The following is a 12,780-nucleotide window of genomic DNA, read 5'->3' as shown; positions in this document are numbered from 1 at the left end:
ACCGGACCTAGCCGGGACCGGTCGCGCCGCCCGGGGTGGCGACGGCGACGGCCGCCGCGTAGCCCGCCGGGGCGGCGAGGTCCGTCAGGGTCCAGCCGGGCAGGGGCGCCGGGGCGGGAGCGGAGCCGATGTACGGGTCGACCAGCCCGAGGGCCAGGCCCGCGCCGGTGCCCTTGAGGTATGCCTCCTTGCGGGACCAGAGCCGGGCGAAGGCGGTCTCCCGCGCCGCGTCGGGGAGCGCTGACAGCTCGGCGGTCTCCGCCGGGTGCAGGCTGTTCACCACGCTGGCCAGCGTCGTCGCGTCGGGCACCTTCTCCACGTCGATGCCGACCGGCAGCCGGGCGAAGGCGAAGTAGGCCAGGTCGCCACTGTGCGAGAGGGAGAAGTGCACCGCGCCCCCGGCGACGGCGGGACGACCGTGGGGGCCGCCGCAGCACGGGCAGTCCTCACGGACCAGACCGACCTGTTCGGGCGCCAGCCCCAGGTAACCGCCGAGCAGCACCCGAAGCCCCAGGTGCGAGGCGACGTAGCGGAGCCGGTCGCCGGGGCGCACCAGCCGGGCGGCCCGGTCCCTCTCGCCCGCGTCCAGGACGTCGCCCGCCCGGTCGACCGGCCGGCCGGCGACCCGGGCGAGTGTGGTGTCCAGGGCCCACACGGCCACGGCCCGGCCCCGGGGGAGCCCCCCGATCTGGGGCGCGTCACTGCCGAGTTGGTTCACGTGCTCGATCACCTGACGAGGGTAGTCCAGGAGACGGCGGCACCGACTGGTCGCCCTCGTGCCTTCGGACACAGGGGAGCGCATCGTGCGGAGTGCCGTGGTCCCAGCGGAGGGCGACCGCGCGGGCCACCGCTGCTCGCGGGCCACCGCTCGCTGCTGGTCGACCTGCTGGGCCACGGGCACGGCGACCGGCCCGAGGACTTCGCCCACATGCTCGAAGCGCACGCCGACGCCTTGGCGGCCGTCCTCAACGCGGCTTCGGCCGAGGGTGCCCAGCTGATCGCGCACAGCATGGGCGGCGCCGTCGCCATCGTGCTCGCCGCCCGGCATCCCCGCCTCGTCTCGCGGCCGGTGCTCGTCGACGCCGACCTCGATCCGCTGCCGCCCGCCCCGGGCGCGGCCGGGAGCAGCGGGATCGGCTCCTACACCGAGGAGGAGTTCCGGGCCGGCGGCTGGGCTGGGGTGCGGGACCGGGCCGGCGCGCCCTGGTGGGCCACGATACGGCTGACCGGGCGGACCGCCTTGTCCCGCAGCGCCGTTGGCCTCGTCGCGGGCACGGTTCCCACGATGCGGGAGCTCCTGCTCGGCCTGAGCATCCCGTGCGGCTACCTGCTGCCCGAGGCCGAGGCCCCGCTCCCGGTCGCCGACGCCCTGGAAGCGGCGGGAGTGGCGGTACTGACCGTTCCCGGCTGCGGGCACACCATCATGCTCGACAGCCCGGACGGTTTCGCGCGGGCCACCGCGACGGTACTGGCGGCGCCTGACGCTCCCTAGCGCCGCGGCTGCCCCGCCGGGACCGCGCCGGCGGCGCCACCCGTACCGCCACCCGGAACACCCCCCGTACCGCTGCCCGTACCGCTGCCCGTACTGCCTGCCGACCCGCCGTCGGGTATGCCGTTCCGGGTCTTCGCGCCGGGGGACAGGGTGCCGTCGGTCCAGGCGTAGACCCGCTTGCCGCGCACGGCGACCTGGTACTGGCGCTGGTCCCGGCATTCGGGCCGCGCCTCGGTCCGTATGCCGTCCGGCCACCACCGGGCGCCCAGATCGGGGTCCCGCACCTTCTCCGGCGTGCCCGAGGCGCACTGCGGGCCGTCCAGGGGGGTCTTGCCGAGCGTGAACCGGATCAGCCGGGTCTCGCCGGTGGTACGCACCTTCATCCGTACGTGCGTGGCGTCCTTGGGTATCCAGGACGGCAGGTCGAACTCCTGCCGTCCACGCCGCACGGGGGCCTCCGCGGCGGTCGCGAACTGCCTGCCCTTCTCATGGAACACGCGGTCGTTGACGACGTCGGTCACGGGGTTGGGCGGGAGGTTGGGCAGCGCGAAGGCGCCGATGGCGAGGACTCCCACGGTGGCGGCGGCGATGACGAGCGGACGGCGGTTCATGCCCTCAAGTCTCGGCGGGACACCCCCTCCCGCGCGTCCCTCCCCAGGACGAATCCCGCCTCTGCCGAAAGTCTCACACGCGTCATACCTGAGAGCTGTGGCCAATACCGGAGCGGTGCGGTAGCCCGGTCCAGTAACCCCTTGCCCCCCGGAGCAGTTGGCCCGAGGGCGGCCCCGGCCCCCACCCTGCCCCGGGGGCGGCCCTCCCGCCCCCACCCTGCCCCGAGGAATGCCCATGCGCCGCCGTCGCCTCGCCCCTGCTCTCGTCTCGGCGGCCACGGCCGCCCTGCTCGCCCTCGCGCCAACGGCGTGGGCGGCAGCGGCCGTTCCCGCGGACAAACCCCTGGTGCTCGACCGCTGGACGCAGACCAGTGCTGCCAGCCACGAGTCGTGGTCCGAGGCCCGCGCGCACCGGTCCAGCTGGACCGCGTACGGGTTCGACTGGTCCACCGACCTCTGCACGTCCTCCCCGGACAACCCCTTCGGCTTCCCGTTCGCCGACGCCTGCGCACGCCACGACTTCGGCTACCGCAACCACAAGGCGGCCGGACTGTTCCCGGCCGCCAAGGCCCGCCTGGACGAGGCGTTCCACGCCGACCTCACCAGGGTCTGCGCACGGTACTCGGGCACCCGCAAGGGCTCCTGCGACGGCACGGCCTGGACCTACTACCAAGCCGTCAGGCTCTTCGGCATCTCCTAGCCGCGAGCGGGACACCCCGCACCACCCGCCCGGCGAACTGGCTGAATGACGGGGTCCCGGCCGGGCGGATCCCCGGTCGGCCGGGAAACGGAGTTCCGGTCCGGCCGCCCGGATACGCCCGATGTGTCCCCCCGTGGCCCGCCGGCCCGGAGCGGCGGCTCGACGGCCGGCGGAGGCTTCGCCGAAGTGCCGGAGCCGGGCCGGCCGGCACCGCGAACCCCGCCGCACGGACACCCTGACCGCCCGCGAGGAGGCGGCGGCAGCCGGGCGGCCGCGCCCCCCGACGACGGATCCCCGGGGCTTACGGCGGCGCTACACTACTCCCGCTAGGGTGCCTCTGACCTGCACGAAAGCCCTCCCGGAGGGAGGGCTTCGCGGGGTGGAGAAGTGGTGCCCCCGGCAGGACTCGAACCTGCGGCCAAGTGCTTAGAAGGCACCTGCTCTATCCACTGAGCTACGGGGGCCGGAAGGTGGCCGTGGTGGGCCTGGAGCCCCCGGTGGGGGTGGGACTGCGGTCCGTGCCGGGTCAAGGATAGGGCTCCGGTTGCCTTGTCCCGGTTGCTTCACCCGCGTGCCACGATGTGGAGGTTCGGTGAAGCGGTCCCGATAATCGCAGGCAGGTGCGATTCTCGCATCGCTTTTGCGCCGCGACGCCCCGGGTGTTGTGTACTCGTTATGCCTGCGCCCCACTCGTCCGCCGTGCCCCGTGATGTCCCACCGGGGTGGCGGTCGGCGCGCAGAGGACGTATAAGCTTCAAAAATGGTCCCAAATTGGGCATTCTTCGCATGTGGTGACCTTGGATGTTCGGCCTCAGCTGCTCGATGCCCTGTCCGCCCTGCGCGACCGGGTCGCGTCCGTGCGTCTGCCGCTGCCCCTGCCCGGCGCTCCGCGCGCCCGCCAGACCAGAGCCGAGCTGCTCGCGCAGCTCGACGACTACCTCGTACCCCGGCTGAAGGCGCCCGAGGCGCCGCTGCTCGCCGTTGTCGGCGGGTCCACCGGGGCCGGAAAGTCCACCCTCGTCAACTCCCTCGTGGGACGGCAGGTCAGCGAAGCCGGCGTGCTGCGCCCGACCACGCGCACGCCCGTCCTCGTCTGCCATCCGGATGACCACCACTGGTTCGCCGGGATGCGGGTCCTCCCCGACCTGATGCGGGTCTGGGTCCCGCACGGAGAGGAGGAGGACGTCCGCACGGGCGCGTCCCGGCTCCCCGACCGCGGCCGCAGGGACACCCACGCGACCCGCGAACTGCGCGTCGAGACCATCTCCAGCCTCCCGCGCGGCCTCGCCATCCTCGACGCACCCGACATCGACTCCCTCGTCGTCGAGAACCGGACGCTCGCCGCCGAACTCATCTGCGCCGCGGACGTCTGGGTGATGGTCACCACCGCCTCGCGGTACGCCGACGCCGTCCCCTGGCACCTGCTGCGCACCGCCAAGCAGTACAAGGCCACCCTCGTCACCGTCCTCGACCGCGTCCCGCACCAGGTGCTCGCCGAGGTCTCCCGGCAGTACGGGGCACTGCTCACGCGGGCCGGGCTGGGCGACGTACCGCGGTTCACGGTGCCGGAACTGCCCGAGTCGGCCGGCGGGGGCGGGTTGCTGCCGGCCAGCGCCGTCGCGCCGCTGTACGCCTGGCTCGCCCACCACGCGCAGGACCCGGCCGCCCGGCAGTACGCCGTCGGGCGGACCGCGCTCGGCGCACTGGACTCCCTCGCGCGGCGGATGCCGGAGCTCGCCTCGGCCGTCGCCGCCCAGCACGCCGCCGCCGTACGGCTGACCTCGGCCGTCGAGGACGCGTACAAGAGGGAGGGCAAGCGGGTGCGCAACCGCCTCGACCGCGGCGCCGTGCTGGCCGGGGACGCGCTGACCCGGTGGCGCGGCTACCCGCTCGACACGAGCGCCGACGAACTCCTCGACTCGCTCGCCGAGTCGCTCACCGCCCTGCTCCAGTGCGCCGTCGCCGCCGCCGACGAGCGGATCGCCGACGCCTGGCGGCGCGAGCCGGCCGCCGGGGCGGTGCCGCTGCCCGCGCCCGACCGGGAGGCGGGGGAGCGCATCGGCATGTCCGTACGGCGCTGGCGGCGCGTCCTGGAGGAACTCGCCGAGGAAGAGGTGGCGCGGCTCGACAAGCAGCCGGCCCCCGACCCCGACGGCGTCGCCGCCCTCCTCGTCGCCGCCCTCCTCGGCGGCAAGCGGGCCCGGCCCGCCGGGGAGAAGCTCGCCGAACGGATCGGCGTACAGGCCGCCGTACGGCTGCGCGACCGGGGCGGGGAACTGGTCGGCGACCACCTCGACCAGGTGCTGCGCGCCGAACGCGACCGGCGGCTCGCCCCGCTGGAGGCGCTCGAAGTGACCCCGGAACCCCAGGCCGAGCTGATCGCCGCGCTGTCCGTACTGCAGAAGGAGAGGTGACGCGGTGACCGCCCTGACCGACCGGACCGACGACCGCTGGGACGACGGACTCATCGCACGCTCGCGACCCCTGCCGACGGACCGCCCGGAGAACGGATCCGAACCGGGCGACGGGACCGAGGAGGGCGACGAGGCGCTCGTACGCGCCGTCTCCGGCGCCGGCAACGACGGCGGCAAGGCGCCCGCGCCCCCGCTCAGCCCCGAGGGACAGGCGCTGCGGCTGCGCCTCGACGCACTGCGCCAGCTCGTCGGACTGTCCCGGACCCGCCTCGACGGCAAGACCCTCGCCGAGGCCGGCCGGGTACTGGACGAGGCGGCCGCACGGCGCGGCCTGTCGCCGCAGCACACGGTCGTCGCCATCGCCGGAGCCACCGGAAGCGGCAAGTCCACGCTCTTCAACGCACTCGCCGGGGTGCAGATCTCCGAGACGGGGCTGCGCCGCCCGACGACCGCCGCGCCCATCGCGTGCAGCTGGTCGGACGGGGCGGCCGGCCTGCTCGACCGGCTGGAGATCCCCGGACGGCTGCGGCGCCGGCCCCGCGAGACCTCGGAGGCGGAGGCGCTACGCGGCATGGTCCTCGTCGACCTGCCCGACCTGGACTCGGCGGTCGGCGCCCACCGCGACCACGTGGACCGGGTGCTGGCGCTGGTCGACGCGGTGGTGTGGGTCGTGGACCCGGAGAAGTACGCCGACGCCGTCCTGCACGAGCGCTACCTGCGGCCGCTCGCCGGGCACGCGGAGGTCACCTTCGTGGTGCTGAACCAGGTCGACCGGCTGCCCGGGGAGTCCGCCGACCTCGTACTCGACGACCTGCGCCGCCTCCTCGACGAGGACGGCATCGCGCTCGGCGAACACGACGAGCCCGGCGCCACGGTCCTCAGCCTGTCCGCGCTGACCGGCGAGGGCGTCGGGGAGCTGCGCGAACTCCTCGGCCAGTTCACCCAGGAGAAGGGCGCCGCGACCCGGCGCATCTGCGCCGACGTCGACCGTGCGGCCGTGCGGCTGCGCCCGCTGTACGTCGCCGACGGGCACCCCGGACCCGAGATCGGCGAAGCGGCGCGCGCCGAGTTCGAGGACCGGCTCGCCGAAGCGGTCGGGGCGTACGCGGCCGGTCTCGCGGCCGAGCGCGCCTGGCGGCGCAATGCCGGAAAGGCGTGTGGGACCCCTTGGCTGCGGCTGTGGCGGTGGTACGAGGACCGCCGCGCCCCCCGGACCCTGGCGGGCCTCGCCGCCCTGGCGGCGATCGGCGGCCGGGGCACGGTGGCCCCGGAGGCACCGGCCGAGGAAGAGGTGACCGCCCGTCAGCGGGTGGAGCAGGCCGTACGGGTCGTCGCCGACGAGGCGGTCACGGGCCTGCCCGACCCGTGGGCGCAAGCGGTACGGGAGACGGCGGTGCGCGGCGCCGAACGGCTCCCGGAGGCGCTGGACGAGATCGCGGTGACCCTCGGCGCGGCGGTGGCGGTGGCGCGGGTGAAACCGCCCAGGCCCACGTGGTGGCCGGCGGCGGTGCTCGGGCAGGCGGCCATGACGCTGCTGCAGATCTACGGCGGTCTGTGGCTGGTCGGGCAGATCGTCGGGGTCCTGGAGCCGCGGCTGATGCCGCCGGTGCTGCTGATGGTGGCCGGCATCGTCGGCGGGCCGCTGGTGGAGTGGGCCTGCTCGATCGCCGCCCGGGGCCCGGCCCGACGGTACGGCCAGGACGCGGAGCGAAGGCTGCGGCAGGCGGCGGCCGGATGCGGCCGGGCCCGGGTGCTGGAGCCGGTGGCGGCGGAACTGCTGCGCTACCGGGAGGTGCGCGAGCAGTACGCGACGGTGTCCTCAGGGGGGAACCGGTTGTCCACAACCCGTCAGTAATCCACAGGCCGCGGCGGGATCCGGCGGCTGCCCCCAGCATGGTTCCCACCCCGTGCGGACGGTCCGCGCGGCGGGGAACGAGGGGGAGGCGGCCGGGATGAACGACACCCTGGTGACGCTGGTCGGCCACGTGGCCACGCAGATCGACTACAAGGAGACGCCGAACGGTCCTTCGGCGAGGTTCCGTTTCGCGGTGACGCCGCGGTACTTCGACCGGCGCAAGGAGGTCTGGGCCGACGGAGCCACCAGCTTCTACACCGTGTGGGCGCGGCGGACGCTCGCCCTGAACCTCGCCGGGTCGGTGTCGGTCGGCGAACCGCTGGTGGTGCACGGAAGGCTGAGGGTGCGGGAGGACCCGCCCGACGGGGAGGGCAACCGGTGGTTCTCGGCGGACATCGAGGCGACGGCCGTCGGACACGACCTGAACCGCGGAACCGCTGCCTTCCGCAGGGTCGTCACGACGGACACGCCCCTGATGGTCAATCAGAGGGCGGCGGTGGGCTGAGTGTTCGAGGTGGATAGGATTCCCCGGTACTCACGGGCACCTGGGCCTTCGGCCCGAAGGGGAAGACTGTGTCGATTGCCGTTCCCGCATTCTCCGCTCCTGATTCCGCTTCTTCGCGTCCTGGCGGTCTTCCACCGGCCGGTCCGTCGTGCGCCGGCCCTCGCGCGGGCGGTACGGGTTCTCCGGCCGAGGCCGCGCGGTCCGTCGCGCGCCGCCCGCTGGCGGTGGCGCTGCTGGCCGCCGCCCTCGCCGCCGCCCCCGCAGCACAGGCGGCCGCCGACTCCGATCCGGTGGGCTCCCGGACGCCGGAGGGCGCGAGCGCCGTCCTGGACGGGCTGAAGACGTACGGCCAGGCGGTCCTGCACTCCGGCGACGGAACGGTGCGTCGGATCCCGGCCGGGCTCTACGAGATGCGGGTCGACGGCGGCGGCATGCTCCAGACGTACGGCGTCGGGGTGGAGGGCAACGCGCAGCCCCAGGCCCGGTACACCGAGAGCGGCTGGAACGGCAGCCCGCTGACGGCCAAGGGCGAGGCGGGCCGGATCCGCTGGGTCCTGGAGCACTCCTTCCCCCAGCTGAACGATCTGGCCGGGCTCGCCAAGGCCGCCGGTGCGGCGGGGCTCACCGCGGAGAGCGCCGCGGCGGGGACCCAGGTGGCCATCTGGCGCCTGGCCGACGGGGCCCGGGTGGAGGCCGCGGACCCGGAGGCCGAGAAGCTGGCCGACTACCTCCAGCGGGCGGCGGGCCTGCTGCCGGAGCCGCCCGCCTCGCTGGCGCTGGACCCGGGCGACGTGACCGGGCCGGCGGGTACGCGGCTCGGCCCCGTGACCGTCCGGACCGGCGCGCGCAGCGTGTCCGTCATCCCGGACGCGGCGGCCCTCGCGATGGGGGTGCGGGTGGTGGACGCCGAGGGAAAGCCGCTGGAAACCGCCGCCAACGGGAGCCGGCTCTACTTCGAGGTGCCCGCGGGCACCCCCGACGGGTTCGCCTCGGTCACCGTGCAAGGCGCGACGAAGGTACCGGTCGGGCGGGTCTTCACCAGCGGGGTTCCGGCCCAGGCGCAGATCGTGGCCGGCTCCAGCGAGTCGGCGGCGAAGGCGATGGCCACGGCGATGTGGCCGGCCGTTCCGGCGGCCGAGACGGCCACGGCGGGTACCGCGGCCGCCACGACCTCCGGAACGGGACCGGGGACGGCTTCGGGGGCGGACTCCGGGACGGCTCCGGGAGCGGACTCGGGGGCGGCCTCCGGAACGGGCTCCGGGCCCTCGGCGATGACCCTGGGCACACCGTCGTCCCCCCTCTCTCCGGACTCCCCGGACGAGGACCGGCTTGCGGCCAGCGGGAGCTCGGCGGCGACCCCGGTCATCGCCTCGCTGGCGGTGGGCCTGGTGGTTCTGGGCGGCCTCGTCGTACTGCTGCTCCGCAAGCGCCCGCTGGAGGGCGAGGACCAGGCCTGACCGGGGCGGGCCCGAACCGGCCCCTGCCCCGGCCCGGGGTCCGGCCCTGCCGGGGCCGTTCCGGCTCCTCCCGGGTCGGTCCGGACCGAGATGCCCCGGCCTGCCACCTGTCCGGCTGATTTCGGGCCGCCGAGCGGGGGTAGGGGCAGGAAATGGTTGATCAGGAACTGACCTGGCAAGGCACGGTCGCCCGATGGGACCGCGAACTGTTCGACACGGTGGCCCGGCGGCACTGGCCCGGGGCCGACCGGGTGCTGCCGAGGCTCGGGCGGGCCGCGAACCACGGGGTGCTGTGGGGCGGGGCCGCCGCGGCGATCGCCGTGTTCGGGTCGGCCGGAGCGCGCAAGGCCGCCGTACGCGGGGTGGCCTCGCTGGCCCTGGCCTCCGCGACGATCAACACCGTCGGCAAGTGGTCCGTGCGCCGACCGCGGCCGCTGCTCGACGGGGTGCCCGCCGTACGGCGGCTGTCGACGCAGCCGCAGACCACCTCGTTCCCCTCCGGGCACTCGGCGTCCGCCTTCGCCTTCGCCGCCGGGCTGGCGCTGGAATCGCCCGGCTGGGGTGCCGTGGTGGCCCCGGTCGCGGCATCGGTGGCGTTCTCCCGGGTGTACACGGGGGTCCACTACCCCTCCGACGTGCTCGCGGGCGCCGCGCTGGGCGTGGCGGCGGGGTTCGTCGTACGGCGGCTCGCGCGGGACGCGCAGGAGGCCCGGGTCGTGCCGGGAGACGAACGGACGGCCGTCGGGGCGCCCGCCCTGCCCGACGGGGAGGGGCTCACCGTGGTGATCAACACCGGGTCGGGCACGGCCGCCAGCGCGGGGCTCGACGTGCTGCGCTCCCGGCTTCCCAAGGCCGAGCTGGTGGAGTGCGGCGGTGCGGAACTGACCGCCGAGCTGGCCGCGGCGGCCTCCCGGGCCACCGTGCTGGGGGTCTGCGGCGGCGACGGCACCATCAACGCCGCCGCCACCGCCGCGCTGCGCGCCGGGGTGCCGCTCGCGGTGTTCCCCGGCGGCACCCTCAACCACTTCGCGCTCGACCTCGGCCTCGCCGGAGCCGCGGACACCTGCCGCGCCGTCGCCGCGGGGGAGGCCGTACACATCGGAGTGGGCCGGTTCACCCCGGGACCCGGGGGCGGGGAGTCCGGCTACTTCCTGAACAACTTCAGCATCGGCGCGTACCCCGAGCTGCTCGGCCACCGTCTGCGCTGGGCTCCGCGGATCGGCGGCGGTCCGGCCGCGCTGCTGGCGGCGTGGCGGGTGCTGCGCGCCCAGCGGCCCGTACGGCTGCGGCTGGCCGGGCGGCCCCGGAGCGTGTGGCTGCTCTTCGCGGGCAACGGCACCTATCACGGCACCGGCCCCACCCCGCGCCGCCGCGACAACCTCGGCGAGGGCCTGCTCGACCTCCGCCTCGTGTACGGCGGTGGCCGGCCCGGCCCCCGCCTGCTGGCCGCCGCGTTCGCGGGCCCGCTCAGCCGTTCCCCCGTCCACACGGCGACCCGGCTGCGCAGCCTGCGTATCGGGGACATTCCGTCCGGTACCCCGCTGGCGTACGACGGGGAGTACGCGGAGGCGCCCGTCGCGCTGGTGCTGGAGGAGCTGCCGGACGCGCTGACCGTCTACCGGCCCCGGACGTGACCCGTTCGTCTGAACCTGTTCGATCCTGGTCCTGAAGCCGTCTACAGCGGCCCCGAATCCAAGATCGTCATGTCTTGGAGCCGCCGAGGCCGCGGGCAGGACCGCGACGGGACCACCGGCATCGGCACCGGCACCGGACCACCGCCGGCAACGGCAGCGCGACCTCCCTCGGCGGCCGCGCCGGAAGCTCCCCGGCCTCCACCGGCGCCGACGGCACGGCCGCCTGGGCCGTGTCCGGCGCGCCGCTCATCGGCGGCGTGCCCACGGGCTTGTCCGCCCGTGCCGGTGCCGGCGGCGTCCGGTGATGCCCACAGGGTGAGACCCACCCCCGGCCCCGCCCCAGCTCAGGGGGTCTGACCTACCCATTCGCCCGTAGGTATGGACGGCTGGCAAGATGGGGTGTATCTGCCCACCATCGATCTGCCGGACGGTTTCTCTTGGCTGAGTTCATCTACACCATGCGCAAGACGCGCAAGGCGCACGGCGACAAGGTGATTCTTGATGACGTCACCCTGAACTTCCTGCCCGGCGCGAAGATCGGTGTGGTCGGCCCGAACGGTGCCGGTAAGTCCACCGTTCTGAAGATCATGGCGGGCCTGGAGCAGCCGTCCAACGGCGAGGCGTACCTCTCGCCCGGCTTCACCGTCGGCATCCTCATGCAGGAGCCCAAGCTCGACGAGTCGAAGACCGTCCTGGAGAACGTCCAGGACGGAGCCGCCGACACGATGAAGAAGCTGCACCGCTTCAACGAGGTTGCCGAGCTGATGGCGACCGACTACACGGACGCCCTCCTCGACGAGATGGGCAAGCTCCAGGAAGACCTGGACCACTCCAACGCCTGGGACCTCGACGCCCAGCTGGAGCAGGCCATGGACGCCCTCGGCTGCCCGCCCGGCGACTGGCCGGTCACGAACCTCTCCGGTGGCGAGAAGCGCCGTGTCGCGCTCTGCAAGCTGCTGATCGAGGCCCCGGACCTGCTCCTCCTCGACGAGCCCACCAACCACCTCGACGCCGAGTCGGTGAACTGGCTGGAGCAGCACCTCTCGAAGTACGCGGGCGCCGTGGTGGCCGTCACCCACGACCGGTACTTCCTGAACAACGTCGCCGAGTGGATCCTCGAACTCGACCGCGGCCGCGCCCTGCCCTACGAGGGCAACTACTCCACGTACCTGGAGAAGAAGGCCACCCGCCTCAAGGTCGAGGGCCGCAAGGACGAGAAGCGCCAGAAGCGCCTCAAGGAAGAGCTGGAGTGGGTGCGGTCCAACGCCAAGGGGCGTCAGACCAAGTCCAAGGCCCGTCTCGCCCGTTACGAGGAGATGGCCGCCGAGGCGGACAAGATGCGGAAGCTGGACTTCGAGGAGATCCAGATCCCGCCGGGCCCGCGTCTCGGCTCGATCGTGGTCGAGGTCAACAACCTCTCCAAGGCGTTCGGTGACAAGGTCCTCATCGACGACCTGTCGTTCACGCTGCCGCGCAACGGCATCGTCGGCATCATCGGCCCCAACGGCGCCGGCAAGACCACGCTGTTCAAGATGATCCAGGGCCTGGAGACGCCGGACTCCGGCGCCATCAAGGTCGGCGACACGGTCAAGATCAGCTACGTCGACCAGAGCCGCGCCAACATCGACCCCAAGAAGACCCTCTGGGCGGTCGTGTCGGACGAGCTGGACTACATCAACGTGGGCCAGGTCGAGATGCCGTCCCGCGCGTACGTCAGCGCCTTCGGCTTCAAGGGCCCGGACCAGCAGAAGCCGGCCGGCGTCCTGTCCGGTGGTGAGCGCAACCGCCTCAACCTGGCGCTGACGCTCAAGGAGGGCGGCAACCTGCTGCTCCTCGACGAACCCACCAACGACCTCGACGTCGAGACCCTGTCCTCGCTCGAGAACGCGCTCCTGGAGTTCCCCGGTGCGGCCGTGGTCATCTCCCACGACCGCTGGTTCCTGGACCGGGTCGCGACCCACATCCTCGCCTACGAGGGTGACTCCAAGTGGTACTGGTTCGAGGGCAACTTCGAGTCGTACGAGAAGAACAAGGTCGAGCGTCTCGGTGCGGACGCGACCCGTCCGCACCGCGCCACCTACAAGAAGCTGACCCGAGGCTGAGGTCGAAGGC

10 protein-coding genes and 1 tRNA gene are annotated in these 12,780 nt (G+C 73.9%); 8 read left to right on the top strand and 3 right to left on the bottom strand.

Going from position 1 to position 12,780, the window contains the following annotated elements; genetic code table 11:
* Positions 1-7: 7 nt before the first annotated feature.
* Positions 8-730, bottom strand: a complete 723-nt coding sequence (locus ABT106_RS16675) for a 4'-phosphopantetheinyl transferase family protein (protein WP_351277519.1) — start codon at positions 728-730, stop codon at positions 8-10.
* A gap of 120 nt (positions 731-850) precedes the next feature.
* On the opposite strand from ABT106_RS16675, the gene ABT106_RS16670 reads away from it, so the two are divergent.
* Positions 851-1,492 (top strand): alpha/beta fold hydrolase, encoded by a 642-nt coding sequence (locus ABT106_RS16670; protein ID WP_351277532.1) that lies wholly within the window; start codon positions 851-853, stop codon positions 1,490-1,492.
* On the opposite strand, the gene ABT106_RS16665 is transcribed toward ABT106_RS16670, so the two are convergent.
* Positions 1,489-2,103, bottom strand: a complete 615-nt coding sequence (locus tag ABT106_RS16665) for a hypothetical protein (RefSeq protein WP_351277517.1) — start codon at positions 2,101-2,103, stop codon at positions 1,489-1,491. The genes ABT106_RS16670 and ABT106_RS16665 overlap by 4 nt on opposite strands.
* A gap of 235 nt (positions 2,104-2,338) precedes the next feature.
* Between ABT106_RS16665 and ABT106_RS16660 the strand changes: the two genes are divergently transcribed.
* Entirely contained in the window at positions 2,339-2,803 is a 465-nt protein-coding gene (locus tag ABT106_RS16660; RefSeq protein WP_351277515.1) for a phospholipase, read from the top strand.
* A gap of 388 nt (positions 2,804-3,191) precedes the next feature.
* On the opposite strand, the gene ABT106_RS16655 is transcribed toward ABT106_RS16660, so the two are convergent.
* Positions 3,192-3,267 (bottom strand) — tRNA-Arg (locus ABT106_RS16655).
* 333 nt (positions 3,268-3,600) lie between these two features.
* Here ABT106_RS16655 and ABT106_RS16650 point away from each other — a divergent pair.
* The 6 genes from ABT106_RS16650 (at position 3,601) to ettA (ending at position 12,770) form a co-directional block, all read left to right on the top strand.
* Positions 3,601-5,217 carry a dynamin family protein gene (locus ABT106_RS16650; protein WP_351277512.1) on the top strand — a complete coding sequence of 539 codons (1,617 nt, stop codon included), beginning with the start codon at positions 3,601-3,603 and terminating at the stop codon, positions 5,215-5,217.
* 4 nt (positions 5,218-5,221) lie between these two features.
* Positions 5,222-7,072: a GTPase gene (locus ABT106_RS16645; RefSeq protein ID WP_351277509.1), complete on the top strand. Its 1,851-nt coding sequence runs from the start codon at positions 5,222-5,224 to the stop codon at positions 7,070-7,072.
* Positions 7,073-7,169: 97 nt separating this feature from the next.
* Entirely contained in the window at positions 7,170-7,577 is a 408-nt protein-coding gene (locus ABT106_RS16640; protein WP_351277507.1) for a single-stranded DNA-binding protein, read from the top strand.
* Positions 7,578-7,795: 218 nt separating this feature from the next.
* Positions 7,796-9,034, top strand: a complete 1,239-nt coding sequence (locus ABT106_RS16635) for a thioester domain-containing protein (RefSeq protein WP_502979397.1) — start codon at positions 7,796-7,798, stop codon at positions 9,032-9,034.
* A gap of 152 nt (positions 9,035-9,186) precedes the next feature.
* A complete protein-coding gene (locus tag ABT106_RS16630) occupies positions 9,187-10,668 on the top strand; it encodes a bifunctional phosphatase PAP2/diacylglycerol kinase family protein (protein WP_351277503.1) in 1,482 nt (493 codons plus the stop codon).
* A gap of 437 nt (positions 10,669-11,105) precedes the next feature.
* Positions 11,106-12,770 carry an energy-dependent translational throttle protein EttA gene (gene ettA, locus ABT106_RS16625; RefSeq protein WP_351277501.1) on the top strand — a complete coding sequence of 555 codons (1,665 nt, stop codon included), beginning with the start codon at positions 11,106-11,108 and terminating at the stop codon, positions 12,768-12,770.
* Positions 12,771-12,780: the final 10 nt, after the last annotated feature.

Source organism: Streptomyces sp. NPDC002044, from assembly GCF_040296725.1.
Taxonomy (GTDB): Bacteria; Actinomycetota; Actinomycetes; order Streptomycetales; family Streptomycetaceae; genus Streptomyces; species Streptomyces antarcticus.
This window is presented reverse-complemented; position numbering and strand designations above follow the sequence as displayed.

Coding starts and splice junctions, on each gene's coding strand:
- ABT106_RS16665 (WP_351277517.1), bottom strand. CDS start 2,103: ATGAACCGCCGTCCGCTCGTCATCGCCGCCGCCACCGTGGGAGTCCTC.
- ABT106_RS16660 (WP_351277515.1), top strand. CDS start 2,339: ATGCGCCGCCGTCGCCTCGCCCCTGCTCTCGTCTCGGCGGCCACGGCC.
- ABT106_RS16640 (WP_351277507.1), top strand. CDS start 7,170: ATGAACGACACCCTGGTGACGCTGGTCGGCCACGTGGCCACGCAGATC.
- ABT106_RS16630 (WP_351277503.1), top strand. CDS start 9,187: ATGGTTGATCAGGAACTGACCTGGCAAGGCACGGTCGCCCGATGGGAC.